The sequence below is a fragment of the Stenotrophomonas sp. STEN031 genome (assembly GCF_056759975.1).
Map to the genome: position 1 here is coordinate 1 of NZ_JBRREA010000058.1, position 25694 is coordinate 25694.

Genomic DNA, 25694 nt, shown 5'->3' on the forward strand with positions numbered 1-25694 from the left:
TTTTTGTATTTTGGTTTTTGTATTTTGTTTTTTGCTTTTGTTTTTGGCTCGGGCGCTGGCCCCCCCCCCTCTCCCGCGTGGGGGTGCGGGGTTGGGGGGAGGGCGCTTCGAAGAGCAGGCTAGAGTCCAAAACCAGAGCCAGAGTCAGAGCTCCCCCCATCCGCCCTACGGGCACCTTCCCCCCCAGGCGGGAGAAGGGAAATCTTAGAGCCAAAAGCCAAAAGCCAAAAGCCAAAACCCAACAGCCAACAGCCAATAGCCAACAGCCAATAGCCTAGAGCCGAGAGCCAAGAGCCAAGAGCTAGAGCGATTCCCGCCTGCGCGGGAATGACGGCTAACTTCAACAACAGCACCAACAGCAACAGCAACAGAAATAGCAGCAATAGCCACAGCCACAGCCACAGCCACAGCACCAACAGCAAGTCGGCAAATGCTTTGGCTGCAACAAACTTCAGCAAACTTCCTTCTGGAATACGGAAAACACCAGGGCTGTTCACAATGCAAAAGGCCCGCTGCAAAAGCAGCGGGCCCCCAAAGCACTTCCAACCAGAACCAATCAGAACTTGTAGTTCACACCCACCTGGTAGGTGCGGCCCCATTCCACGGTTTCCAGCGGCCTATCCTTGGTGCCGGCATAGGTTTCGTACTTGGAGTTGGTCAGGTTGCTGGCCTGCAGGAACAGGCTCAGGCCCTTGAACATCGTGCCGTCGCCGAAGCTGTAACCCAGCTGGGCATCCAGCACGTCCTCACCCTTGACATAACGCAGGGTACGGGCGCCGTTGAAGTTGCCGATCTCGCCGATGAAGTCCGAGCGCTTGCGCTGGTTCAGGCGCACTTCAAAGCCGTTGTTCTCGTAGTAGGCAGTGAAGTTGTAAACGCGCTTGGACAGACCCGGCAGCATGATCGGATCGCTGCCAACACTGGAAACGGTTGCCGGATCCGGCGGGATGGTGATGTTGCTGTCATTGAAGCCAGCGCTTGCCACCACGCCAAAGCCGCGCAGTGCGTCGGAGAACAGATCCAGCGGCAGTGATGCGGTCAGTTCCAGGCCACGCAGGCTGCCACCCTTGCCGTTGAACGGTGCGGTATAGGTACCGGTCTTGTCGACAACAATGCCCGGCGGCAGGCTGACGCCGTTGGCCAGCAGCCATGCGTCTACCTGGTCGGTGAAGTCGTAGCCATCGCGCTTTTCGGTGAAGACGTAGGTCTTCAGGTCCTTGTAAAAGAACGCCGCAGCAACATATGCCTTGTTGCCGAAGTACTTCTCCCACGACAGGTCCACCGCGTTGGCCACCCACGGATCCAGGTTGGGGTTGCCGCCGCTGGCACCCGGCGTGCCATTGTTGGTGTCGACGCCGAACTCCATCGAGGCGCGCATTTCATCGACGCGTGGGCGTGCTACCTGGCGGGCCAAGGCGAAGCGCACGGTGTTTTCGGCTGGCAGTTCAAAGGCCAGGTTCAGGCTCGGCAGGAAGTCGAGGTACTTCTTGCCTTCGTTGATCGGAATCACCTGGCTGCCAACCGCCTGCGAGCCATCCCAGTAGTTGGAGTGCGATGACTGATCAACGTGCTGGGCCTGGATGCCGACATTGCCGCGTACCGGGATCGAGCCGATCTGCGTGCTGATGTTGGCGCGCAGGAAGGTGGTGGTGATCTTCTCGTCCACCGTCCACTGCTTCGGAATCAGGTAGCTCTCGGTGGTGGTCGGGTTGAACACCATGTAGCGGCCAACCGCAGCAGGCACGTTCCAGGCCGGGATGTAGCCGGCGCCGGCAAAGCCCAGGTTGACCGGCTTGTACTGCAGGTCGGCGGCGATGCTGGTGTCGCCCTGTGCACCCAGGTTGATGTTGCCTTCGGCCTGGGTCTTGTTCTTGCTGCGGTCGGCGTAGTTCACGCCGACGTCGAAGTCGGAGAACCAGGTGAAGCCCTCCGGCACCGGGAAGGTGGCGGCCAGCTTGAATCCCTTCAGCTCATCGTCCACATGCGGGGTCTTGCCATAGCCCGAACCGTAGATGGTATTGGTCAGGTAGAGCTTGCTGTAGTCCGAGTAATCCAGGCCCGGGGTGAACTTCGGGAAGCTGCCGCCGGCGAAGTTCAGTTTCACCGAATCAAGCATGGGTGCCGGCAGCAGCTGCAGGTTGTTTTCCAGGTTCAGCTCGTCACGTTCGGCCTTGGACCAGCTCACGTCGGCAACCACGCGCACATCACCGAAGTTGAACTCGTTGTTCCAGCCGATGGCCTTGATGCTGTCCTCGCGGTGGTTGTACATGCCGCGCACAAGTGGGTAGACATTGTGCGCAACACCACTCTCGAAGCTACCGTTGCTGCCGACCACCACGTCGGTCAGGTTGAGCGGGTCATAGCCGCCGTTGTAGCCACCCAGATGGATTTCGATCTGGTTGGCGGTGTCGTATTCCTTGGCCTTGGTGTAGAAGGTGTCCAGCGTGCTGGTCCAGCTGTTGTTGGGCCGGAACTGCAGGGTCGCCATGACGCCGTCACGCTTGGCGTGGCCGGTACGGCGCAGTGCCTTGATGCCATCGGAATAGTAGGTACCGCCGGGGACGCCCGGGCGCCAGTCATCGCCGCCCAGCGCCTGCCAAGGTTCATAGAGACCTACCTGGTTTTCCTGCTTGGACATCTCCGAATGGGAGTAGCCAATGGCCAGGCCAATGGTGTTGTCGGCGAACTTGTCGACGTAGCTGAAGTTGGCGCGGCTGCCATACGGGTCTTCGCCAGCGGCTTCGCCCAGCGAGTTCTTCTGGTAGCGGCCGCTGAGTGCGATGACGCGCTCGTTATAGCTGAGCGGGCGCACGGTCTGCAGGTCCAGGGTGCCGGACAGACCCTGGCCGACCAAGCCGGAATCCGGGGTCTTGTACACGGTCACGCCGCTGATCAGCTCAGACGGGTACTGGTCGAACTCGACGCTACGGTTGTCGCCGGTGCTGACCACTTCGCGGCCGTTGAGCAGGGTGGTGGCGAAGTCCGGCGACAGGCCGCGCACGCTGATCACCTGGGCACGGCCGGCAACGCGCTGGGCGGCCAGGCCGGGCAGGCGGGCGATGGATTCGGCGATGCTCACGTCCGGCAGCTTGCCGATGTCTTCGGCCGAGATGGCTTCCACGATCGAGGTCGAGTCGCGCTTGACCGAGATCGCGCTCTCGATGCCGCGGCGGATGCCGGTGACGGTGACGGTGTCCAGATTGGTGGCTTCGGCTTCGGCCTTGGCCTTGGCTTGTTCTTCGGCCGTCTGTGCGTGTGCGCTGGCGGCTGTCAGTGTGATGGCTGAGGCCAGTGCAACGCTCAGCAGGTTGCGCTTGGTGTTCAACATACTCCCCTCTCCCAGGTGATGTCGGTTGGTTGTGTTCTGTGCTCCCCCGTCTTGGTGTGGGGGATGCGTCGCTGTTTTTTTCGCTGCTTGCGACTGACTCGCATGGTAATCAGCGGGCAAGCCCGTGGTGCTGGGCTGCATACGTATTCAATGGGGCTTTGCGGCGGCAGATAGGTCTGAAAACGCTTTCGGCGACGGTTCTGCCATCACGCCGTCGTTTCCGCGAAGGCGGGAATCGCTGTGGCTGTGGCATCGGTTGTGGCTTTGGTTCATGCCGTCATTCCCGCGCAGGCGGGAATCGCTCTGGCTCTTGATTTGCGCGTCGAAGTGAAAGAACGAGAATCAAGGGCAAAGAGCCAAGAGCCAAGAGCGATTCCCGCCTGCGCGGGAATGACGGCTGTAGAGCAAAAGCCAAAAGCCAGACGTCCAAAGCCCAAAGCCCAAAGCCTTGGGGTTCAGGCCGTCCAGCCCTCACTCCACCGGCACAAAGCGCACAGCAGCACCGCCACCAGCCGCCAGCTGCAGCTTGATTCGGTCGCCACTACCCACCACCCGCGTCTCACGAGCAAACGCAAACGGTGCCGTCTCCCAGTTGGCGCCGTCACCATCGCGGTAGATCTCCGCGCGGTAACGCTTGCCTGGGGTCAGGAACGACAAGGCCACATCCAGCGACTGCGGCTTCTCGCTGCCAACGCTGCCGACAAACCATTCCTCGCTGCCACGCGCCTTGCGTGCAAACGTCACGTATTGGCCAACTTCGCCGTTGAGGACATGGCTTTCCTCCCAATCCACCGCCACGTCCTTGATGAACTGGAAGGCGTCCGGGTGCTGGGCGTAGTGTTCGGGCAGATCGGCGACCATCTGCACCGGGCTGTACAGCACCACGTACAGGGCCAGCTGCTTGGCCAGGGTGCTGCGCAGGGCCAGGCCGTTGCGGCCCTTCAGGCTGACGATGCCGGGGGTGTAATCCATCGGCCCGCCCAGCATGCGGGTGAACACCAGCGTGGCTTCATGGCCCGGCGGGTTGGGCGGGTTGCCCCAGGCGTTGAATTCCATGCCGCGGGCGCCTTCGCGCGATACCCAGTTCGGGTAGGTGCGGCGCAGGCCGGTGTCCTTGATCGGCTCGTGCGAGTTGATCGCGATGTGCTTGGCCGCGGCCTGCTGCAGCACGCGCAGGTTGTGGTTGCTCATCCACTGGCCTTCATGCCATTCGCGGGTGATCGGGCCATCGACCTGATCCTGGCGGTGGATGTCACCTGCGTCGCAGACATAGCCGGTCTTGACCACATCCACGCCGTTGTGCGCATACAGGTCCAGCGCTGCAGGCAACTGGCGTTCGTAGTGGCTGACCGCGCAGGCGGTTTCATGGTGGCCGATCAGGTGCACACCCTTGCCGGCGGCGTAGCTGGCAAGGCCCGGCAGGTCGAAATCCGGGGTGGCGCGGGTGAAGTCGAAGGCCTCACCGTTGGCGAACCAGTCGCCGTCCCAGCCGATGTTCCAGCCTTCCACCAGCACGCCACGGAAGCCATTGGCGGCGGCGAAGTCGATGTAGCGGCGGGTGTTTTTGGTGGTGGCGCCGTGCTTGGGGCCGGTCGCCCAGGTTTCGGTCTCCAGGTGCAGCGACCACCACACGCCGGCATATTTGGCTGGCTTGAACCAGCTCACATCGCCGATGGCGTTGGGCTCGTTGAGGTTGAGGATGAGGCTGGATTCGGCCAGATCGCCGGCCTTCTCGCCGATGGTGATGGTGCGCCACGGGGTGTTGAAGGGCAGGGCGCGCACCACCGGCGCGCCGCTGCTGGACGGGGTCAGCGTCGCGCGCAGGATGTCGCCATCACCACGGGCCAGGTTCATGCCGGCGTAGTCCACCAGCGCGGCTTCGTGGATGGAGATATGCAGGCCGTTGTCGCTGCGCAGGGTCAATGGGGTCTGCGCGGTGCCGACTTCCTTCAACGGGGTCTGGTGGTACAGGTATTCCTCGCGGTTCCACTCGAAGGCGGGAATCCACCAGGCGGTGGCCGGGCGCGCCAGCGCGAACTCGGTCAGCTCGGCGTGGATCTGCGCCTGCTTCATGCCGGCCTGCTGTGGGAACTCGTAGCGGAAGCCGATGCCGTCGTCATGGACGCGGAACACCACGTCAAAACGGCGCTCGTAGTTGCGGCCGGCGCCGGGCTTCTCGGTGAAGCTGGCGCGCAGTTCGTTGTAGTGGTTGCGTGTCAGGCGGCGCTCGCCCCAGGGCTGCTCCCAGGTTTCATCGAAGCTGCGTTGCGACTGCCCGGTAAGCGCGACATTGCGCTCCAGGCGGCCGTCACCGAGCAGCATGCCCAGCCGAGACGGCGCGATCACCGCCTCGCCATTGCGCTCCACCCGGTAGGAAGGGCGGCCTTCGTGCTGGGATTCGACAATCACCACCAGGTGCTTGTCGGGTGAGGTGACGCGCGCCAGATCGGCGGCGTGGGCCGGCAGGCAACTGATCAGCAGCAGCGCGAACGCGGCCTTCAGCGATAGGCGGGCAGGGGTGGGGCGTGTATCGGCCATGCGGGTCTCAACTCCGGGTTCTGGTCGGCGCGCCGGCCCAGCGGGGTGGCGCGTGGCGCCACTATTCCCCGGCCGGGGCCGCTGTGGGCGCAATGCCGCATTGAATACGTATGCAACAGCGGTGCAGATCACAGGTGCGCCCTCTACCATGGCCGCAGCGCATCCGCGCCCAACATCGCATCCGTGATTCCCGGAGGGGGGAAGCGCTTGATGAATAGCAAACCGCAGCTGTCGTTCTGGCAGATCTGGAACATGTGTTTCGGCTTCCTGGGTATCCAGTTCGGCTTCGCGCTGCAGAACGCCAATGCCAGCCGCATCTTTGAAACGCTGGGCGCGCCGATGGATGCGGTGCCGGGGCTGTGGATCGCCGCGCCACTGACCGGCCTGCTGGTGCAGCCGGTGATCGGCTATCTGTCCGACCGCACCTGGACACGCTGGGGCCGTCGCCGTCCCTACTTCATGATCGGCGCGGTACTGACCACGCTCGCCCTGCTGGTGATGCCGAACTCGCCCACGCTGTGGATCGCGGCGGGCACGCTGTGGGTGCTGGATGCCTCGATCAATATCTCGATGGAGCCGTTCCGTGCCTTCGTCGGTGATCAGTTGTCGCCCAAGCAGCGCCCGGCCGGCTTCTCGATGCAGAGCTTTTTCATCGGCGTGGGCGCGGTGGTGGCCAGTTTCTTGCCCTTCATCCTTGCCCACTTCGGTGTGGCCAATACGGCGGGACCGGGTGAAGTACCGGATACCGTGCGCTATGCCTTCTACTTCGGCGCCGGGGTGTTGCTGCTGGCAATGAGCTGGACGGTGTTCAGCACGCGCGAGTATTCGCCGGCCGAGCTGGCCGGCTTCGATGATGCAGAGCCGTCCGCTGTGCATTCGACGCAACGCGTCGGCGGCTTGCCGCAGTGGAGCCAGATTGGCCTGTGGCTCGGTCTTGGTGTGTTGCTGGCAGTGTTGATCGCCTGGCGCCAAGGCGACCGCATGCTCTACGTGCTGGCCGGCCTGTGCGCCAGCTACGGCCTGCTGCTCGGCGTGGCACGGGTGCTGCCCGGCACGCATATGCTGGCCACCATCGTCGACGACCTGCGCAGCATGCCGGGCACGATGCGGCGCTTGGCTTGGGTGCAGTTCTTCTCCTGGTTCGCGTTGTTTGCGATGTGGATATACACCACCGCAGCGGTGGCTGGCACGCACTTCGGTTCCACCGACACGCAGTCTGCGGCCTACAACGAAGGCGCGAACTGGGTAGGTGTGTTGTTCGGTGCCTACAACGGCTTCGCCGCCGTGGCGGCGTTGGTCATCCCGCTGATGGTGCGAGCCATTGGCCTGCGCTGGAGCCATCTGGTCAATCTGTGGCTGGGCGGGCTGGGCCTGATCTCGCTGATGCTGATCAAGGACCCACATTGGCTGCTGCTGTCGATGGTCGGCGTCGGCTTTGCCTGGGCCTCGATCCTGTCGCTGCCGTACGCACTGCTGTCGGACAGCGTGCCGGCGGCGAAGATGGGTGTCTACATGGGCATCTTCAATTTCTTCATCGTGATCCCGCAGCTGGTTGCCGCCAGTGCCTTGGGCTTTGCCCTGCGCAACTGGTTGGGTGGCGATCCCATCCACGTGCTGGTGCTGGGCGGCTGCAGTTTGTTCGTGGCCGGCTTGTGCGTGCTGCGGGTTCCGTCGCAACAGGAGGTGGTGTGATGCGTAGTCGTTTGGCAGCAGCGGTTGGACTTGCAGTGATGGCAGGCTCGGCCTTGGCCGGTAGCCGGCCGGATTACATCGGTACCACCGAGCCCTTCGCCAGTGATGCGGTGTACTTCGTGGTCACTGACCGCTTCGTCAATGGTGATACCAGCAACGACCACCGCGACCAGGGCGGCGAACACCGCACCTTCGATATTCCGGTGCCGTGCCCGGACAAGATCGACGGCAACATCGGCTACCTCGGCGGTGACTTCAAAGGCGTGTTGAACAACGCCGACTACATCCGCCAGCTCGGCTTTGGCGCGGTATGGATCACGCCGATCATCGACAACCCCGATCAGGCCTTCACCGGCAGCAAGCCAATCAGCTGCACCAGCACCCTGACTGACCGCGGCAAGACCGGCTATCACGGTTATTGGGGTATAAATTTCTACAAGCTGGATGAGCATCTGCCCAGCGCAGACCTGGATTTCGCAGGCCTGACGAAAGGCCTGCACGACGCCAAGCTGAAAGTGGTGCTGGATATCGTCGGCAACCACGGCTCGCCGGCCTGGACCATGCCCAAGCGGCAGCCGCAGTTCGGCCAGATCTTCGACAAGGACGGCAAGCTGATTGCCGACCATCAGAACCTGGCGCCAGACAAGCTTGATCCCAGGCACAATTCGCTGCATGCGTTCTACAACAACATCGGCCCGGTCGATGGCAGCAAGGGTTCGATCTTCGACGGCAACCTGGCCGAGCTGTCGGATTTCAATGAGCACAATCCGGCAGTGATGGATTACCTGGTGGGTGCCTACCTGCAGTGGACCGCGCAGGGTGTGGACGCCCTGCGCATCGACACCATCGGCTGGCTGCCGCATCCGTGGTGGCATGAATTCGTAAACCGCATCCGCGCCGAGCACCCGGGCATGTTCATGTTCGGCGAAGCCTTCGACTACGACGCAGCGAAGATTGCCGAGCACACCTGGCCGGCGAACGCCAACGTCAGCGTGCTGGACTTCCCGCTGCGCGGTGCGATGTCCTCAGTGTTCGGCAAGGAGCAGAAGGGCTTTGAAGCGCTGGCCGAACCGCTGCATCTGAGCGGTGGCCCGTATGCCAATCCGTATGCGTTGATGAGTTTCTACGACAACCATGACATGGCACGTCTGGATGCCAGCGATGCCGGTTTCATCGACGCGCATAACTGGCTGTTCACCGCACGCGGCATTCCGGTGCTCTATTACGGTTCGGAAACCGGCTTCATGCGCGGACGTGCCGAGCATGCGGGCAACCGTGCCTACTTCGGCCAGCAGCGGGTGAATGAAGCAGTGCAAAGCCCGATCTTCGCGCCGCTGCAGCGCATCGCCAAACTGCGTGAAGCAACGCCTGCGTTGCAGCGCGGCCTGCAGGTAAATGAGCGGCTGCAAGGCGACGAGGCGGTCTTCTACCGCGTGCTGCAGCATGGAGACACGGCGCAGACGGCGCTGGTGCTGCTGAACAAGGGCGACGCTGCACGCTCGTTCGAGGTGAGTCGTTACCTGCAGGCCGGGCAGTGGCGCGATGTGCTGGGTGGTGGTTCCTTGAAGGTGGAGCGTTCGCTGAAGACCGAAGTGCCGGCGCATGGCGTCAAGGTGTTTGTGCTGGATGGGCAGGTGAGGCAGCCGGAGCTGCAGGCGCAGTTGGACGCTGCCATGGCGGATCAGCAAGCGAGGGATAAACGACTGGTGCAGTAGCCTGCGTTAGCCCCTCTCCCTGCGGGAGAGGGGTTGGGGTGAGGGTAAGGCTCTTCGAGCAATCCAACACCGCGCCAAAAGCACCCCTCCCCAACCCTCCCCTTTGCTGCGCAAAAGGGAGGGGGCCGTTCACGTGCAGCTGGAAGCCTTGCTTGTCCCCCCTCCCTTTGCCGCAGGCAAGGGGAGGGCCGGGGAGGGGTAGCTTTTGATTCTGCTCTGCTACCAGCCTTTGCGACGCGCAAAGCCTCACCCGCTACAATCCGCCCCCAGGCATTTCCGGCGGCACCCATGAACCAGCTCCCCCCGCAGACCCCCATCGAAACCCTGTTGCAGACGGCAATGGACGGCAAACTGCCGATCCGCGCCTTCATGCAGGCCTTCGTCGCCTCCGAGGTGGTGCTGCTGACCGGCAGTCTGGTCACGCCTGACGGCAGTGGTTTCGATCCGCTGCTGTTCGATAAGCAGGGTGTGCTGCATGTGGCGGTGTTCACCGACATGGCGCGGGTTGGCTTCCACCAGCAGCAGGCGCCGCACAACATCCGCATGCTGATGCTGGAGGTGCTGCGCCGCGTGCCCGGTGGCTACGGCGTGGTGATCAATCCGGGCACGCCGCTGGGCTTCGAGATATCACCGTCAGGCGTGGGCGAAATTCTCAAGGATTTCAGCTAGGTCAAGGCACGCGAAGACACCGTAGCCCGGGTAAGCGCAGTGCACCCGGGGCTTGCGTCCGAGGGGCGGCGTGTCGACGGAGTTGAGGGCTGACGGAATGTTGTTGCTTCTGTGCTCCCCGGGTGCGCTGCGCTTACCCGGGCTACAGGGGCTACGGCGTGAATCAGACGCCGAGCGATGATTCCCGCACCACCAGCCTCACCGGAATAGTGAGGCCTTCCACCGGCTCACCGGCAATCAGGCTCAACAGCTTGTCCACCAGCAGCTGCCCGGCCTGCTTGGTATCCTGCTGCACCGTGGTCAATGGCGGCGATACCGACGCCGCCAGCGGAATATCATCAAAGCCGGTAACTGCGACATCCTGTGGCACGCGTATACCGCGCTCGCGCAGGGCCCGCAACGCGCCGATGGCGATCAGGTCGCTGGCCGCGCAGATCGCGTCGAAATTCTTGCCGCTGTCGAGCAGGGCGATGCAGGCAGCGTGGCCTGACTCCTCGGTGGTAATGGCATCGTGCTGCATGCCGGTATCTGCCTTCAGCCCGCGCGCAGCCAGCGCCTGAACGTGGCCGCGGTAGCGTTCCTCAAATTCGGGATAGTGGCTGGATGCGTGGCCGAGGAACGCGATGCGCTGGCGGCCCTGCTCAAGCAGGTGCGCGCTGATATCAAAGCCGCCTTGGAAGTTGTCGCTGCCGATCGATACACCAGGCTGGCCCGGCAAGGCCGCGCCCCAGCGCACGAAGTGGGTGCCTTGCTCCACCAGCCGCTGCAGCCGCTCAACCGACTCGTGATAGTCGCCATAGCCGAGCAGGATGATGCCGTCGGCCTTGTTGCTGTCTTCGAAATCGGCATGCCAGTCGCTGGACAGCTGCTGGAAGGACACCAGCAGGTCCCGGCCCTTCAGCGCGCAGGCACGGGTGATCGAGCCCAGCATCGAGTGGAAGAAGGGGTTGATCAGCGAGTCATCATTGGTCGGGTCCTCGAAGAACAGCAGGGCCAGCGTGCCGGACTGCTGGCAGCGCAGGCTGGAGGCGTTCTTGTCCACCTTGTAGTTCAGCTGGCGGGCGATATCGAGGATGCGCTGGCGGGTTTCGGCATTGACCATCGGGCTGCCACGCAGCGCTCGCGACACCGTCGGCTGCGAAACGCCGGCCATGTGCGCGATATCCAAAGAGGTGGCTTTGCCCTTGATGACCATCTTGACCAGCAATCTGAACGACGTCCGGCATCATGCCATGAGGTCGGCGAAACCGGGCAGACCGGGGTCAGTATGCCCCGCCAGCCGGGCGATTCCGGCGCTGGCGGACGAACCTTCCGGACCTCGTCCAGGCCGGTGGCAACCCCGGCGTGGCCAGCGCAAGCCTTACGCCGCAAGGGCTGCAAGGATTGGCTGCTATCTGTCGCCGGACAGATATAATACGTAGGCTATTGCCCGCATCCGGCGGGTGGACCCCAACGGAAGAGTAGGAACCTATGGCCCGCGGCATCAATAAAGTCATCCTCGTCGGCAACCTCGGCAACGACCCGGACACCAAGTACACCCAGGCCGGCATGGCAATCACCCGCATCAGCCTGGCTACCACCAGCGTGCGCAAGGACCGTGACGGCAACCAGCAGGAGCGTACCGAGTGGCACCGTGTGGTGTTCTTCGGCAAGCTCGGCGAGATCGCCGGTGAATACCTGCGCAAGGGCAGCTCGGTCTATGTCGAAGGCGAACTGCGCTACGACAAGTACACCGGCCAGGACGGTGTTGAAAAGTACACCACCGATATCGTCGCCAACGAAATGCAGATGCTAGGCGGCCGTGGTGAAGGCGGCGGCTACGGCGGTGATCGTCCGCAGCGTCAGTCGGCCCCGCGTCAGCAGCAGGGTGGCGGCCAGGGCGGTTATGGCAACCAGGACCAGGGCGGCGGTGGTGGCTACGGCGGCGGTCAGCGCCAGCAGCAGCGCCCGGCACCGGCACAGCAGCAGTCCGCTCCGCCGATGGATGATTTCGCCGACGACGATATTCCGTTCTAGCGAACACTTCACCTTGACTGGTGATAAAAAAGCCTAAAGAGCCCCGCATTTGCGGGGGTTCTTCTTTTTTTTAAAAAGCCGATGGACTCTGGCTTGCTGCATCACCGCCTTCCAGCGTGTTGAAACATTCAAAAGCCAAGGCGTTCTGCTCGGCTTGGCTTTGGCATCGAGGTGCTTTTGCCATGAGCGCACCGGCTGCCTTGCGTCTGCCACAATTCACGCAGGCTCATCTCTCACGGAAGACACCATGCACGTTTCTGATCTCGTAAGTCTTGTTGGCACCAAAGGTAGTGATCCGCAGCTCGTGGATTGGTTCGAACAGCTTGGAATCGGAAAACCGCCGATGTCTGTCACCGCGAATCAGGGCACCAGGAGCGTGAAGGACAAGCGCCATGAGATGGAGTACTACTTCGGGTTCGACATCATCAACGACCGTTTCTATCCGCCGGTAGACGGCCTGCGCGGTGGCTTGCTCTGCCATCTGCAGTCCGTGTTGCTGTTCTCACGCAAGCCGAAGGGTAATGTCGCGTTGCCTGCTGGGTTCTGGGATGGTTTCGTAGGGCCGGATGCCGGCTTTGACGCGTGCATGACGTTCTTCGAAGGGAACGTGGACACGTATACCGATACGCAGCTGTTTCAGAAGCCGCTGGGTGCGGATGTGGAGCTGAAGCTTTGGTTCTGCCCCAGGAAGCAGCGGGTGGAGACAATCCAGGTGAGCATCGTGCAGGATCGCCAGTTCATGGGGCACCACGAGTTCGATCAGGCCAACGTGCATAACACGGTGAAACCTGCGGCTACGCTGGTGGTCAAGTGGCTGTTCGACGGGCGCCATCTGCGGTTGCCTGACGGCATCTATGCCAAGGGGCTTGCAGATGATCATGCCGGGATTCTGGAGTTCGTTCGCCAGCATCTGAATGGTCATGTCTGGGCATCGCAGCTCAATGACGACCCGGTGTTGCGGCAGGTGCTCAGCCACACCCAGACCAGCAGGTCGCTGAAACTCTCGAATGGGGAGTCGCTGGAGCTGTTCGCGCAAACGCTATACCTGCGGTCTGCTGGTGCATGGGATGCGTATCAGGCGATCTACAGCGATGATTCCCTGGACGACTGGGCTGGCTCTGTTGACCGGTTTCGGGAATCGGTGGTGCTGGATGCAGGGCAGCGGCAGGTCTTCGTCGGCATGCTGCATGATGCCTATCGCTTGGTTGCGGCTGCGGCTGGTCGCGCATAGAGCGCCGACGGGCCAGATTTGATCGTGCATGGATGGAGAGCCCGGAACTCCAGGGGCGTGCATGGGGTGATGAAGTCGTATGGGCCGGATTTTCTCTGGTAACGATGTCTATTCGCCGAGCATGGGTGTAGCCCGCTATCCTCCGAAGTGCTCCCGCGTATTTTCCATATGGAAAAGCGAGCTAATAGCTGGCTAGAATCGCCCAACGCGGGCCGGATGCCCGTTCAATGGGGGCAAAATGCAGATGATGAAGCTGGGGATGGCTCTGGTGCTGTCTTTTTGTTCGGCCAGCAGCTGGGCTGCTGTGGATCTGGGGCAGTTCATTCGCAAGGATGATTTCAACGACATCAAGTTGTCGCCTTCAGGTAAGTACTACGCGGCCACCGTTCCATTGGAAGACAAAACCGCGCTTGTTATTTTCACCCGTGAGGGCAACAAGAAAGCCGGCGCGTTCGTCCTGCAGCGCAATATGCATGTGAACAGTTTCGACTGGGTAAACGACGAGCGAGTGCTGATTGGTATCGCCGAGAAATTTGGCCTATTGGACGAGCCGCGTTTGACCGGCGAGTTGTATGCCATGAACGCCGATGGCGGGGAGGCGGAGTTGTTGGTTGGTTTCCGCGTACAAGGCAATGGCCCAGGTACCCGTATCCAGCCAAAAAAGGTGGAGAGCGTGGCCGCGTTTCTGGTTGATGGCTTGCCTGCAGATGACCGGAATGTGGTGGTATCGACATGGCCTTTGGGCACGATGGAGCCATTCACCCGTGCTGAGAGGCTGGATGTAAAAAGCGGGCGTCGTGTGGTGGCCGCGACGGCGCCAGTGCGCAACGCCAGCTTTGTTACGGATAACACCGGCGAGGTGCGTCTGGCGCTGGGTTCGGGTACGGACAATATCAGCAAGCTGTACTACCGCGATGCGGCGGGCACCGACTGGCGATTGATCAACGATCAGATGGCGAATGGCCGCATCGAGGTGCCGTTGGGCTTCTCGGCAGATAACACCTTGGCCTATCTGCAGGTGCGTGGTGAGGGCAAGGGGCCAGACAGTATCGTGGCGTGGAATCCCTCCACCAATGCCCGTACTATCGTATTGCATGACCAGGCAGCGGACCCGTGGTCGATTATTTACCGCACCGGCACGCGTGTGCCTGTCGGCGCGCAGATAATGGATGGGCGCCACCGCAGTGTGTTCTTCGATGACGGTGTGCCTGAGGCGCGTTTGTTCCGTAGTCTGGAAGCTGCATTTCCGGGGCAATCGTTGCGGATCACTTCCAGTACCAAGGACGGTCTGTTGTCGATGGTGAGAGTGTGGTCTGGCAGTAATCCGGGCGATTTCTACCTGTATGACTCGGCTGCCAAGAAACTGAGTTTTGTGGTGGCCAGTGGCAGCTGGATCGACCCGGACGCAGCTGCCGTGGTTGAACCCTTCAGCTTTGCTGCACGCGATGGATTGAAGATCCATGGTTACCTTACCAAGTCACGTGGTGTCACAGGCCAGCGGCCGATGGTGCTGATGCCGCATGGTGGGCCATACGGGATCTTCGACGCATGGCGCTACGACCGTGATGCGCAGATGCTGGCTGCCGCAGGCTATACGGTCATGCAGGTCAACTATCGCGGTTCGGGAAACTACGGTTGGGAGTTTCGTCGCGCCGGCGCGCAGCAATGGGGCGGAACGATGCAGGACGATCTTACCGATGCGACCCGCTGGGCGATCCGCGAAGGACTGGCTGATGCAACAAAGATCTGCATTTATGGCGCCAGCTATGGCGCGTACGCTGCGCTAATGGGTGCAGCAAAGGAGCCCTCGCTCTATCGCTGTGCTGCCGGCTATGTAGGTGTCTATGACTTGCCAATGATGCAGCGTGCGGATGCGCGCACCGCTCGTAGTCTCGGCAATTGGTCCAAGGATTGGGTGGGTGAGGATCAGGCCGCACTGGCCGCTGCATCACCGAATCGTTTTGCGGATCGGATCAAGGTTCCGGTGTTTCTTGCGGCCGGTGGTGAGGACGAGATCGCGCCGATCGAGCACACGCGGATGATGGAGGTGGCGTTGAAGAGGGCTGGCGTACCGGTTGAGTCTTTGTACTTCAGTACCGAAGGGCATGGCTTCTATACCGAGCCGCATCAGCGCGAGTATTACGGCAGGTTGCTGGGCTTCCTGTCGCAGCATCTGGGTGGAGAGAAGGCGAAGTAGCCACCTGATCGCGTTGCGGGCGTTGGCCCTGAGTTTTTGTGGGAGCGGTGTAAACCGCGAAGCTGATGCTGTGTCAGGTTGTGGATGTTGCTGCCACGCAAGCGGTGCGAGCTTCGCGGCTGACGCCGCTCCCACAACCGGCCACGCACGTGCTGAAGATAAGCTTGTGGGAGCGGTGTAAACCGCGAAGCTGATGCTGTGTCAGGTTGTGGATATTGCCGGCGCGCAGGCAGTACTGGCTTCGTGGCTTACGCCGCTCCTACAAAAGCAGGGGTTAGCGGACGCCGTGCATCATCCGTTTCAGCAAAGGCGAGGCCAGCACGGCTACTGCCGCACAGCCCAGGCCTATCCACATCAGCAGCCAGAACAGGTGCTCGTAGCGGCCAGCGGCCTCGGCGATGTTCATCACTTCGCCTTCGGGTACGTCGATGGCGGCCAGCTTGCCGAACAGTGCGGCGAGCGTTTCGGAGAAGGCGGTGGCCAGGAACCAGGTGCCCATCATCAGGCTGACCACGCGCGGTGCGGCCAGCTGGGTAACCGCCGACAGGCCCACCGGTGACAGGCACATCTCGCCGATTTCCAGGATCAGGTAGGCCAGCACCAGCCACCACACGCTGGCCATCTCGCCGGTCGCACCCACCTGTTGCGCGGCCAGCGCAAGCGGGACGAACGACAATGCGCCGAACACCAGCCCGAACGATGACTTGAGTGGCTTGGACGGATCCAGCCTGCGCTTGTCCAGCCATGCCCACAGGGCGGCAAACAGCGGCGCCAGCAGCACCAGGAACAGCGCGCCCAGATAGGTCAGCGAGCCCGCGGTCTGCGGCAGTACCAGGCAGTCACGGACCAGCATCACCAGCATGGCGGCAACGACTACCGCAAACAGCAGGCGCGGTGCGGCGGAGGCGGGGTTGCGGTCGGACAGGCGCGCGGCCACCACGAAACCCAGTGGCGCCAACAGCAGGGAAACGATGGACCACGGCAGCGGCGTGCCTTCGCGGATCACCAGTGACGGCACCAGGTCCTTGGTCAACAGACGGTCGGTGAATGTGACCCAGGAGCCGTAGGTCTGCTCGTACAGGGTGAAGAACACCAGTGCCATGAAGATCAGCACCATCAGCGCGATCATCTGCTGGCGCTGCACCGGCGTGCATTGGGTGCCGGTGAACCAGGCAAACCACAGCAGCACGCCGCCCAGCACCACGATCATCAGCATCAGCGCCAGGCTGATTTCGCCGCCGAGTGCGAACGCACCGTTGGCTGCTGCCCACATCAACGCCGCGACCGGAACGATGCCGACGATGGCGACGCCGTAGATCAGCCATTCGCGGCGGATGCCAAGAACACGCTCACGCAGGGTTGCCGGTTGCGCCGGCTCGGCGTGACCTTGCAGGTACTTCTGGCCCCACAGGAACATTGCCAGGCCCACCAGCATACCGATGCCGGCGGCACCGAAACCGTACTTCCAGCCATAGGCTTCGCCGAGGAAGCCGCAGACCAGCGAGGCGAACAGCGCCCCCAGGTTGATGCCGGCGTAGAACAGCGAGAAGCCCGAGTCGCGGCGGGGATCGTTCTCCGGGTAGAGCTTGCCGACGATGGTGGAGATGTTGGGCTTGAGGAAGCCCACGCCCATGATGATCAGCGCCAGCGACAGGTAGGTGACCGACAGCGCGGCTTCGTCGCGTACCACTTCACCGGCGACGCGATGGGCGGCGTGGCCCTCGAAGGCCATGCCGGCATGGCCGAGCACCAGCAGGATGCCGCCAAACACGACCGCCTTGCGCATGCCCAGCCAGCGGTCGGCCAGCAGGCCGCCGAACACCGGGATGCAGTAGACCAGGCCACCGTAGGCACCGAGCAGGTCCAGCCCGGCCTTGTCGCCGAACAAGTGGTACTTGGTCAGGTACAGCAGCAGCAAGGCCTTCATGCCATAGAAGGAGAAGCGCTCCCACATCTCGGTGAAGAAGCAGACGTAGACACCCTTGGGGTGGCCGAGGAAGTCGTCGGTACCGGTCGCCGGCAGGGAGGATGTGGACATGGGCAACCGTCAAAATCGAAGGCCGCGAGTATAGGCGTGCTGTCGGCGCCGCATCGCCCGCAGCGCAGCATCCGGCAAAACCCTTGTCAGGCTGTGCTGAATCAGGGCGCTGGCTGTGCCGCAGCGGGGGCCGTGCGGCGTCGCGACTGGACTTGCCGTTAAGCGGGCGTTAGCGTGGCGAGGGTTTTTTGCCATCCAAGGGCTTTCCATGAACAACGCTGCGCCTGCGCAGCTCACATTCCGCGCGGTGGTTCTTGCCGTCGTGCTGGCTGTGGTGCTGTCCGCCGCCAATGCTTACCTGGGCCTGTTCGCAGGCTTGACCATCGCTACCGCCATTCCGGCCGCCGTCGTTTCGATGGGCGTGCTGCGTCTGCTTGGTGGCGGCACCATCCTTGAAAACAACATCGTCCAGACCGGTGCTTCGGCCGGTTCGTCGATTGCCGCCGGCGTGATCTTCACGATCCCGGCGCTGGTGATCATGGGTTATTGGCCGGACTTCAAGTACTGGTGGGTGCTGGGTATCGCTGGCCTGGGCGGCCTGCTGGGCGTGCTGTTCTCGGTGCCGCTGCGGCGCTCGATGATCGTCGAAGATCCGCTTCCCTTCCCGGAAGGCAAGGCCGCCGCGGAAGTGCTCAAGGCCGGTGAAAACCCGGGCCCGGGCATGAAGATCCTCGGTATTTCGGCCGCCATCGGCGGCCTGGTGAAGTTGGCGGCGGCCTCGGGCCTGCGCATCTTCCCGGACGCCTGGGCGCAGGCCGCCTATGTGGGCAGTTCCAAGGTCACCGCCTTCATCGGCACCAACCTGTCGCCGGCGCTGCTGGGCGTGGGTTACATCGTCGGCCTGAACGTCGGCATCGTGGTGCTGTCCGGCTCCATCCTGTCCTGGCATATCGCCATTCCGCTGTACCAGGCGTTCTTCATGGGCACCAACCCGGAGCTGGCGGCGTCCATCGCCAACGCCCCGGCCGCCGATGCGGCCTTTGCCATCTGGGGTTCGCAGATCCGCTACCTGGGCGTGGGCGCCATGCTGATCGGCGGCGTCTGGACGCTGTTCTCGCTGCGCAAGTCGCTGCTCAATGGCGTCAAGAGCGGTTTTGCCGCTGCGCGCAAGAGCAGTGGCCCGGCCCTGGCCGAGACCGAGCGCGACCTGCCGATGAAGTGGATGTTGATCGCGCTGATCGCCTTCACCCTGCCGCTGCTGGGCCTGTACCAGGCCATCGTCGGCCAATGGCACGTGTCGATCCCGATGACCATCATCATGATCGTCGCCGGCTTCCTGTTCGTGTCGGTGTCGGCCTACCTGGCCGGCCTGATTGGTTCGTCCAACAACCCGGTTTCGGGCATCACCATTTCCACCATCCTGTTCGCCTCGGTGGTGCTGGTGCTGCTGCTGGGCAAGGACGGCCTGATTCCGGTTGGTGTCGGCGGTGCTCCGCTGGGCGCGGTGGCCGCGATCATGATCGGTGCGGTGGTGTGTTGTGCGGCAGCCGTTGGCGGTGACAACCTGCAGGACCTCAAGGCGGGTTATCTGGTCGGCGCCACGCCGTGGAAGCAGCAGCTGATGCTGGGTATCGGCGCATTCTCCTGCGCCCTGATCATGGCGCCGGTGCTGAACCTGCTGGCCCATGCCTACGGCATCGGCGCGCCGACCGCCGAGCACCCGAACTCGCTGGCCGCACCGCAGGCCAACCTGATGGCCTCGGTGGCCCGTGGCCTGTTTGGCGGCGAACTGCCGTGGACGATGATCGCGCTGGGCGCGGGCGTTGGCGCGGTGATCATTGCCGTTGACGAGTGGTTGAAGAAGACCGGCAAGCGTTTCCGCGTGCCGGTGCTGGCCGCTGCCATCGGTATCTACCTGCCGCTGGAGCTGATGGTGCCGATCTTCCTGGGCGGCCTGCTGGCCCATCTGGTCGAGCGCTTCCACAAGCTGCGTGCCGACGATGAAGAAGGCCGCGACCGCGTGCACCGTCCGGGCGTGCTGTTCGCTGCCGGCTTGATCACCGGTGAGGCGCTGATGGGTATCGCTATCGCCGTGCCGATCGTGGTGAGCGGGCAGGGCGACATCCTGGCGCTGCCGCTGGGCGGCTTTGCCGATACCTGGGCGACGCTGTCGGCCTGGGTAGGCCTGTTCGTGCTGTTCCTGGTTGGCCTGCTGCTGTACCGCATCGGCAAGAAGGGCGAGCCGGCGGCGAAGGCTTAAGGGCTGGAACTCGACGGACCGCACGGCCTTTCCTTCTCCCGCCTGCGGGGGGAAGGTGCCCCGCAGGGGCGGATGGGGGGAGCTTTTGATTTGTGGGTGGGCTGAGGCTTGAAGCCAAAGCCAAAGCCAAAGCCAAAGCCAAAGCACCCCTCCCCAACCCTCCCCTTGGCCTGCGGCCAAAGGGAGGGGGCTCAAGCCAAAGCCGCCCTTGGGCGGCTTTGCTGTTTTTCCCTTCTCCCGCTTGCGGGGGGGACAAAGGGCGTGCCCCCCGCGAAGGCGGGGGTGCCCGAAGGGCGGATGGGGGAGCTTTTGATTTCAACTTGGCTGTGGGCTTGAAGCTTTAGAGCCAAAGCCAAAGCCAAAGCCAAAGCCAAAGCCAAAGCCAAAGCACCCCTCCCCAACCCTCCCCTTGGCCTGCGGCCAAAGGGAGGGGGCTCAAAGCAAAGCCGCCCTTGGGCGGCTTTGCTGTTTGCGGCGGTTGTCGGGCCATGACTTCAAGCCTTTGCAGTGGGGTGGGCTGGACGCCTACCATCGGGGTTTGTCTTTGCCTGGGAGTTGCCCATGAAGCTTCGTCACGCCCTGTTGCCGCTGTGCCTGCTGGCCGCCTTGCCGTCGCTGGCCAGTGCGCGCGGTTTTGAAGTCCGCGACATGGTCAAGCTGGACCGCGCCTCCGCGCCGTTGCTCAGCGCCAATGGCGCGCAGGTGGTGTTTGCCAAGCGCATCGTCGATGCCGACCTCAAGGCCAGCAACAGCCTGTGGATCCGTGACCTGCGCACCCGCGACATGGCACCGCCGAAGCAGCTGACCCCGGCCGGCTGGAACGTCAATTCGGCCTCGATCGAGGGCCAGAACGTCTACTTCCTCAGCGCCAAGAACGGCAGCCAGCAGCTGTACGTGATGCCGCTGGCCGGCGGCGAGCCGCGCCAGCTCACCGACTTCGCCCTGGACGTGGACAGCTACCGCATCTCGCCGCAGGGCGACCGCGTGCTGTTCAGCGCCGGCGTGTTCCAGGACTGCGGCTCGGACCTGGATTGCACCAGCAAGCGCCTGGACAAGGACAAGGCCAGCAAGAGCAGCGGCCAGGTCTACGACAGCATGTTCGTGCGCCACTGGGATACCTGGGCTGACGGCCGCCGCAACACCTTGTTCGTCGCACCGCTGCCGGCCGCCGGCGCGGCTGCGGTGAAGGGCGCATCGGCGATCAGCGCGACGCTGGCCGGTGATGCACCGTCCAAGCCGTTCGGCGGCAATGAAGACTTCGTCTGGTCGCCGGATGGCAAGACCGTCGTGGCCAGCATCCGCGTGCAGGGCAAGCAGGAGCCGTGGTCGACCAACTTCGACCTGTACAAGCTCGACGCTGCCGGCAAGCAGGCACCGGTCAACCTGACCGCGGCCAACCCCGCGTGGGACGCCGGCCCGGTGTTCAGCGCCGACGGCAAGACCCTGTTCTACCGCGCGATGAAGCGCCCGGGCTTCGAGGCTGACCGCTTCGGCCTGATGGCGATGGACGTGGCCAGCGGCAAGGTCAATGAGATCGCCGCGCAGTGGGACCGTTCGGCCGATGGCATCACCTTGTCGGCCGATGGCCAGACCATCTACACCACCGCGCAGGACATGGGCGAACATCCGCTGTTCGCAGTGAACATCGCCAGCGGCGAGCCGACAAAGCTGGTGGGCGAGGGCAGCATCTCCTCCTTCGATATTGCCGGTGATGCGCTGGCTTTCACCCGTAATTCGCTGAAGAGCGGCGACCAGGTGTTCACCAGCAGCACCGCTGCCGGTGCACCGCAGCGCGCCATCACCCAGAGCGCCGGCGAAATGCTCGAGGGAGTGAACTTCGGTGACTTCGAGCAGTTCTCGTTCAAGGGCTGGAACGACGAGACCGTGCACGGCTACGTGGTCAAGCCGCACAACTACCAGGAAGGCAAGAAGTACCCGGTTGCCTTCCTGATCCACGGCGGCCCGCAGGGCAGCTTCGGCAATGGCTGGAGCTACCGCTGGAACCCGCAGACCTATGCCGGCCAGGGCTATGCGGTGGTGATGATCGACTTCCACGGCTCCACCGGTTATGGCCAGGCCTTCACCGATGCGATCAGCCAGCATTGGGGCGACCGCCCGCTGGAAGACCTGCAGAAGGGCTGGGCTGCGGCGCAGCAGAAGTACAGCTTCCTCAACGGCGACAAGGCCTGTGCGCTGGGCGCCAGCTACGGCGGTTTCATGGTCAACTGGATCGCCGGCAACTGGAACGAGCCGTGGAAGTGCCTGGTGAACCACGACGGTGTGTTCGACCAGCGCGCCATGGGCTATGCCACCGAAGAGCTGTGGTTCACCGAGTGGGAGCAGGGCGGCACCCCGTACGCCGTCCCGCAGAACTATGAGAAGTTCAACCCGGTCAACCAAGTCGCCAACTGGAAGAAGCCGATGCTGGTGGTGCAGGGCCAGCTGGACTACCGCATTCCGGTGGAGCAGGGCCTGGCCACCTTCACCGCGCTGCAGCGGCAGGGTATCGAGTCCAAGTTCCTGTACTTCCCGGACGAGAACCACTGGGTGCTGAAGCCGCACAACAGCGTGCAGTGGCATGACACGGTCAATGGCTGGTTGAAGCAGCACATCGGTCAGTAAGCAGGTGAGGAAGGGCGTGCCATTGGCGCGCCCTTCCTTGTAGCGGGCGGTGCCATCGGGTGCTCATCGCTGCGGTGTCGTAATGGAGGGGGCGATGGGAATGTTCAGTATCTGGCACTGGTTGATCCTGCTGTTTCTGTTCGCCGTTGCAGCCAGCCTGGTTGGCCTGATCGTCTGGTTGGCGATGCGCTCTTCCAAGGCACCCGGCAACCCGGTGGCAAGCGCGCAGAAGCGCCTGCAGCAGCTGGAAGACCTGCGCGCGCAAGGCCTGATCAGCGATGAGGAATACGCCAGGCAGCGTGCGGCGGTGGTGACTGGACGCTGAGCTGGATGGCCAGCGGAATGCTGGCGGTTGCGGAAGTGTTTGACGCCGGCCTGGAGGGCTGGCGAGCGGCGACGGATGCGCCAGTGTGTTCCGTCCTGCGCAAGTGCTGTCTCCGTTCCGGTGCGGTGTGTCTGCAGGTTCCATCCATGGGCAAGGGGTTTGCCCGCATACACGCATCAAGGGGATAGACGATGATGGCAGCCGCGACAGGCGCACTCATCAGTAATGACATCATCGTGTTCGGCCTGATCGCCGCCACGCTGGGGGTTATTTTCTGGACGTCGGGCAGCAGCAACCCGCTGCTGAAGAAGTTCTACAGCTTCGTGCCGGCGTTGTTGCTGTGCTACTTCATACCGGGTGTGTACAACACCTTCGGCCTGATCGATGGTGAAACCACCAAGCTCTACAACCCGATCGCGCGTGATGTATTCCTGCCAGCCGCGCTGGTGTTGTTGACGCTGTCCATCGACCTGAAGGGCATCCTCGGCCTGGGCTGGAAGATGCTGGCCATGTACGTGGCGGCGGTGCTGAGCATCATGCTGGGCGCGGTGGTGGCCTTCCAGCTGATGGCCTGGCTGCATCCGGAGACCGTGGCAGGTAGCACCTGGGGCGGCATGGCAGCGCTGGCCGGCAGCTGGATCGGTGGCGGTGCCAACATGCTGGCGATGAAGGAAATCTTCGAAGTCGACGCCACCACCTTCGGCCAGTTTGCGGTGGTGGACGTGGGCGTGGGCTATGTATGGATGGCGGTGCTGATCTTCTTTGCCTCGCGCGCGCCGGCCATGGACAAGCGCAGTGGTGCCGACACCACGGCACTGGATGACCTGCGCGACCGGGTTGCCAATTACCAGGCGCAACATGCGCGCATTCCCGCGCTGGGCGACTTGATGGTGATGGCCGGCATCGCGTTTGGTGCGGTGGCGCTGTCGCACGGCCTGGCCGGTCCGTTGGCCAACTGGTTTGCCGCCAATGTCAGCTGGTCCAGCTCGGTGAGCATGGACAAGCCCTTTGTCTGGGTGGTGTTGTTGGCCACCTTCATTGGTCTTGGCTTGAGCTTTACCCGCGCCCGCGAGCTGGAAGGCGTCGGCGCGTCGAAGTGGGGCTCGATGTTCCTGTACTTCCTGATCGCCTGCATCGGCATGCAGATGGATCTGTTGGCCCTGCTGGAAAAGCCCTGGCTGTTCGCGCTGGGCGTGCTGTGGATCGGCGTGCATATCGTGCTGCTGTGGCTGGCGGGCAAGTTGCTGAAGGTGCCGTTCTTCTATTTCGCCATTGCCTCGCAGAGCAATATCGGAGGCCCGGCCTCGGCGCCCGTATTGGCGACCGCCTTCCATCCGGCCTTGGCGCCGGTGGGTGTGCTGTTGGGTACCTTGGGTTATGCGGTGGGTACCGGTGCGGCCTACGTGGTCGGGATTACCTTGCGGGCGATGGCAGGGGCGGGGTGATTCCAAGCGCGCTGCGCGCTTCCCCTCTCCCCAACCCCTCTCCCGCATGGGGAGAGGGGCTCATTCCAAGCGAGCGCCAGCAACTGCAGCTTTGAAGCCCCTCTCCCCTTGCGGGAGAGGGGTTGGGGAGAGGGGAGGCGCGCAGCGCTGCTCTCGCTGAACAAGACCCCTGTCCACCACCATGCTAGGCTCCACCCTCCCACGCCACGTCACCAACGTGGCGTTTTTATTTCCCTTCGATCGACAGGAACAGGCCTTATGCCGACCGAACCCAGTACCGCCCTCATTACCAACGACATCGTCGGCCTCGGCCTGATCGCTGCCACCCTGGCGTTGATCTTCTGGCTGGCCAGTGGCCCCACACCTTTCTGGAAGAAGGTGTTCGCCTGGGTGCCTGCACTGCTGCTGTGCTACTTCATCCCGGCCATCTACAACACCACCGGCCTGATCGACGGCCACGGCACCAAGCTCTACAACCCGATCGCCCGCGACGTGCTGCTGCCGGCGGCGCTGGTGCTGCTCACCCTCTCCATCGACCTGAAAGGCATCGCCCGACTGGGGCCCAAGCTGTTGGTGATGTTCGTCACCGGCACCGTCGGCATCGTGCTGGGTGCAGCGGTGTCGTTCCAGGTGATGAAGTTCATCCATCCGGAAACCGTGGCCGGCGATACCTGGGCCGGCATGGCGGCATTGGCCGGCAGTTGGATCGGTGGTGGCGCCAACATGGCCGCCATGCGTGAGACCTTCAACGTCGATGCCACCACCTTCGGTCAGATCGCGGTGGTCGACGTGGCCTGTGCCAGCCTGTGGATGGCGGTGCTGTTGTGGTTGGCGGGCCGCTCGCAGGCGATTGATGCCAAAAGTGGGGCTGATACCTCGGCCATCGACGACATGAAGCGCCGCATCGCCGAGTACGAAGCCAAGAGCGCGCGCAACCCCAGCCTGACCGACCTGATGGTGATCGTCGGCGTCGGCCTGGGCGTGGTGGGTCTGGCACATGCATTGGCGACACCGCTGGCTGCCTGGTTTGGTGCGAACGTCAGCTGGGCCAGCAAGGCCTCATTGGATTCGTCGTTTGTGTGGGTGGTGATGTTGTCCACCGTTGCGGGTCTGCTGTTGAGCTTTACCCGTGCGCGCAACCTGGAGGCGGCCGGCGCGTCCAAGATCGGCACCTTGTTCCTGTACTTCCTGATTGCCTGCATCGGCATGCAGATGGACCTGCTGTCGCTGGCCGATCGTCCCTGGCTGTTCCTGCTGGGCGTGATCTGGATGGGCGTGCATATCGGCCTGCTGTACGTGGTGGGGCGGATGCTGCGCACGCCGCTGTTCTTCTTCGCGATTGGTTCGCAGGGCAATATCGGCGCGGCGGCATCGGCGCCGGTGGTGGCCGCTGCCTTCCATCCCACGCTGGCGCCGGTGGGTGTGCTGCTGGGCACAGTGGGTTATGCCACCGGCACGGTGATCGCCTACATGACCGGCCTGATGCTGAAGTGGATGGCCGGCGCCTGACGAGTGCTGGATTTGTAGGAGCGATGCGAGCCGCGGAGCCGGCAGATGCATCTGGTGATCTGTGGTGGCGCGCCCCGCGGCGCGCGACAGGGAATAAAAAAACCCGCCCCATGAGGCGGGCCAGCGTTGTTTGTGTTTTGTGCAAGCGGACCCCCCCCCCCCACCCGCC

At 63.1% G+C, this 25694-nt stretch carries 16 protein-coding genes; 11 read left to right on the forward strand and 5 right to left on the reverse strand.

All coding sequences use genetic code 11. The features are described from left to right. Positions 1-119: 119 nt before the first annotated feature. The 3 genes from ACVOLQ_RS18735 to ACVOLQ_RS18745 all read right to left on the reverse strand — a co-directional run bounded on the left by ACVOLQ_RS18735 (position 120) and on the right by ACVOLQ_RS18745 (position 5866). Complete coding sequence (locus tag ACVOLQ_RS18735; protein ID WP_481528921.1) at positions 120-458, reverse strand: hypothetical protein; 339 nt, start codon at positions 456-458, stop codon at positions 120-122. A 98-nt stretch (positions 459-556) separates the two neighbouring features. Then, entirely contained in the window at positions 557-3328 is a 2772-nt protein-coding gene (locus ACVOLQ_RS18740) for a TonB-dependent receptor (RefSeq protein ID WP_481528922.1), read from the reverse strand. A gap of 471 nt (positions 3329-3799) precedes the next feature. Beyond that, the gene (locus ACVOLQ_RS18745; RefSeq protein WP_481528923.1) at positions 3800-5866 is read right to left on the reverse strand and encodes a glycoside hydrolase family 97 protein; all 2067 of its coding nucleotides are present in this window, start codon (positions 5864-5866) and stop codon (positions 3800-3802) included. A 210-nt stretch (positions 5867-6076) separates the two neighbouring features. Between ACVOLQ_RS18745 and ACVOLQ_RS18750 the strand changes: the two genes are divergently transcribed. The 3 genes from ACVOLQ_RS18750 (at position 6077) to ACVOLQ_RS18760 (ending at position 9942) form a co-directional block, all read left to right on the forward strand. Next, complete coding sequence (locus ACVOLQ_RS18750; protein WP_481528924.1) at positions 6077-7558, forward strand: MFS transporter; 1482 nt, start codon at positions 6077-6079, stop codon at positions 7556-7558. After that, positions 7558-9273, forward strand: coding sequence for an alpha-amylase family glycosyl hydrolase (locus ACVOLQ_RS18755; RefSeq protein ID WP_481528925.1), 1716 nt, complete (start codon positions 7558-7560; stop codon positions 9271-9273). The genes ACVOLQ_RS18750 and ACVOLQ_RS18755 overlap by 1 nt, the downstream gene beginning before the upstream one ends. 288 nt (positions 9274-9561) lie before the next feature. Continuing rightward, positions 9562-9942, forward strand: coding sequence for an SseB family protein (locus ACVOLQ_RS18760; RefSeq protein ID WP_313397943.1), 381 nt, complete (start codon positions 9562-9564; stop codon positions 9940-9942). A gap of 163 nt (positions 9943-10105) precedes the next feature. Here ACVOLQ_RS18760 and ACVOLQ_RS18765 read toward each other — a convergent pair whose 3' ends face one another. Then, positions 10106-11137, reverse strand: a complete 1032-nt coding sequence (locus ACVOLQ_RS18765) for a LacI family DNA-binding transcriptional regulator (protein WP_481528930.1) — start codon at positions 11135-11137, stop codon at positions 10106-10108. A 275-nt stretch (positions 11138-11412) separates the two neighbouring features. On the opposite strand from ACVOLQ_RS18765, the gene ACVOLQ_RS18770 reads away from it, so the two are divergent. From ACVOLQ_RS18770 to ACVOLQ_RS18780, 3 genes are all read left to right on the forward strand, one after another. Next, positions 11413-11958 (forward strand): single-stranded DNA-binding protein, encoded by a 546-nt coding sequence (locus tag ACVOLQ_RS18770; RefSeq protein WP_481528926.1) that lies wholly within the window; start codon positions 11413-11415, stop codon positions 11956-11958. A 247-nt stretch (positions 11959-12205) separates the two neighbouring features. Beyond that, positions 12206-13189 (forward strand): hypothetical protein, encoded by a 984-nt coding sequence (locus ACVOLQ_RS18775; protein WP_481528927.1) that lies wholly within the window; start codon positions 12206-12208, stop codon positions 13187-13189. Positions 13190-13433: 244 nt separating this feature from the next. Then, a complete protein-coding gene (locus ACVOLQ_RS18780) occupies positions 13434-15386 on the forward strand; it encodes an alpha/beta hydrolase family protein (RefSeq protein WP_481528931.1) in 1953 nt (650 codons plus the stop codon). 274 nt (positions 15387-15660) lie between these two features. Here ACVOLQ_RS18780 and ACVOLQ_RS18785 read toward each other — a convergent pair whose 3' ends face one another. Continuing rightward, a complete protein-coding gene (locus ACVOLQ_RS18785) occupies positions 15661-17424 on the reverse strand; it encodes a peptide MFS transporter (RefSeq protein ID WP_481528928.1) in 1764 nt (587 codons plus the stop codon). 208 nt (positions 17425-17632) lie between these two features. Here ACVOLQ_RS18785 and ACVOLQ_RS18790 point away from each other — a divergent pair, with 208 nt between their 5' ends. From ACVOLQ_RS18790 to ACVOLQ_RS18810, 5 genes are all read left to right on the forward strand, one after another. Continuing rightward, positions 17633-19624 carry an OPT family oligopeptide transporter gene (locus tag ACVOLQ_RS18790; RefSeq protein ID WP_293714347.1) on the forward strand — a complete coding sequence of 664 codons (1992 nt, stop codon included), beginning with the start codon at positions 17633-17635 and terminating at the stop codon, positions 19622-19624. Between the two features lie 561 nt (positions 19625-20185). Next, positions 20186-22246, forward strand: a complete 2061-nt coding sequence (locus ACVOLQ_RS18795; RefSeq protein ID WP_481528929.1) for a S9 family peptidase — start codon at positions 20186-20188, stop codon at positions 22244-22246. Positions 22247-22340: 94 nt separating this feature from the next. Further along, positions 22341-22571 carry an SHOCT domain-containing protein gene (locus tag ACVOLQ_RS18800; RefSeq protein WP_313493841.1) on the forward strand — a complete coding sequence of 77 codons (231 nt, stop codon included), beginning with the start codon at positions 22341-22343 and terminating at the stop codon, positions 22569-22571. A 194-nt stretch (positions 22572-22765) separates the two neighbouring features. After that, complete coding sequence (locus ACVOLQ_RS18805) at positions 22766-24016, forward strand: DUF819 family protein (protein WP_313170529.1); 1251 nt, start codon at positions 22766-22768, stop codon at positions 24014-24016. A gap of 258 nt (positions 24017-24274) precedes the next feature. Then, positions 24275-25525: a DUF819 family protein gene (locus ACVOLQ_RS18810; RefSeq protein WP_313170531.1), complete on the forward strand. Its 1251-nt coding sequence runs from the start codon at positions 24275-24277 to the stop codon at positions 25523-25525. Positions 25526-25694 lie beyond the last annotated feature (169 nt).

Coding starts and splice junctions, on each gene's coding strand:
- ACVOLQ_RS18770 (WP_481528926.1), top strand. CDS start 11,413: ATGGCCCGCGGCATCAATAAAGTCATCCTCGTCGGCAACCTCGGCAAC.
- ACVOLQ_RS18760 (WP_313397943.1), top strand. CDS start 9,562: ATGAACCAGCTCCCCCCGCAGACCCCCATCGAAACCCTGTTGCAGACG.
- ACVOLQ_RS18740 (WP_481528922.1), bottom strand. CDS start 3,328: ATGTTGAACACCAAGCGCAACCTGCTGAGCGTTGCACTGGCCTCAGCC.
- ACVOLQ_RS18785 (WP_481528928.1), bottom strand. CDS start 17,424: ATGTCCACATCCTCCCTGCCGGCGACCGGTACCGACGACTTCCTCGGC.
- ACVOLQ_RS18790 (WP_293714347.1), top strand. CDS start 17,633: ATGAACAACGCTGCGCCTGCGCAGCTCACATTCCGCGCGGTGGTTCTT.
- ACVOLQ_RS18745 (WP_481528923.1), bottom strand. CDS start 5,866: ATGGCCGATACACGCCCCACCCCTGCCCGCCTATCGCTGAAGGCCGCG.
- ACVOLQ_RS18795 (WP_481528929.1), top strand. CDS start 20,186: ATGAAGCTTCGTCACGCCCTGTTGCCGCTGTGCCTGCTGGCCGCCTTG.
- ACVOLQ_RS18780 (WP_481528931.1), top strand. CDS start 13,434: ATGATGAAGCTGGGGATGGCTCTGGTGCTGTCTTTTTGTTCGGCCAGC.
- ACVOLQ_RS18800 (WP_313493841.1), top strand. CDS start 22,341: ATGGGAATGTTCAGTATCTGGCACTGGTTGATCCTGCTGTTTCTGTTC.
- ACVOLQ_RS18775 (WP_481528927.1), top strand. CDS start 12,206: ATGCACGTTTCTGATCTCGTAAGTCTTGTTGGCACCAAAGGTAGTGAT.
- ACVOLQ_RS18765 (WP_481528930.1), bottom strand. CDS start 11,137: ATGGTCATCAAGGGCAAAGCCACCTCTTTGGATATCGCGCACATGGCC.
- ACVOLQ_RS18755 (WP_481528925.1), top strand. CDS start 7,558: ATGCGTAGTCGTTTGGCAGCAGCGGTTGGACTTGCAGTGATGGCAGGC.
- ACVOLQ_RS18805 (WP_313170529.1), top strand. CDS start 22,766: ATGGCAGCCGCGACAGGCGCACTCATCAGTAATGACATCATCGTGTTC.
- ACVOLQ_RS18750 (WP_481528924.1), top strand. CDS start 6,077: ATGAATAGCAAACCGCAGCTGTCGTTCTGGCAGATCTGGAACATGTGT.
- ACVOLQ_RS18810 (WP_313170531.1), top strand. CDS start 24,275: ATGCCGACCGAACCCAGTACCGCCCTCATTACCAACGACATCGTCGGC.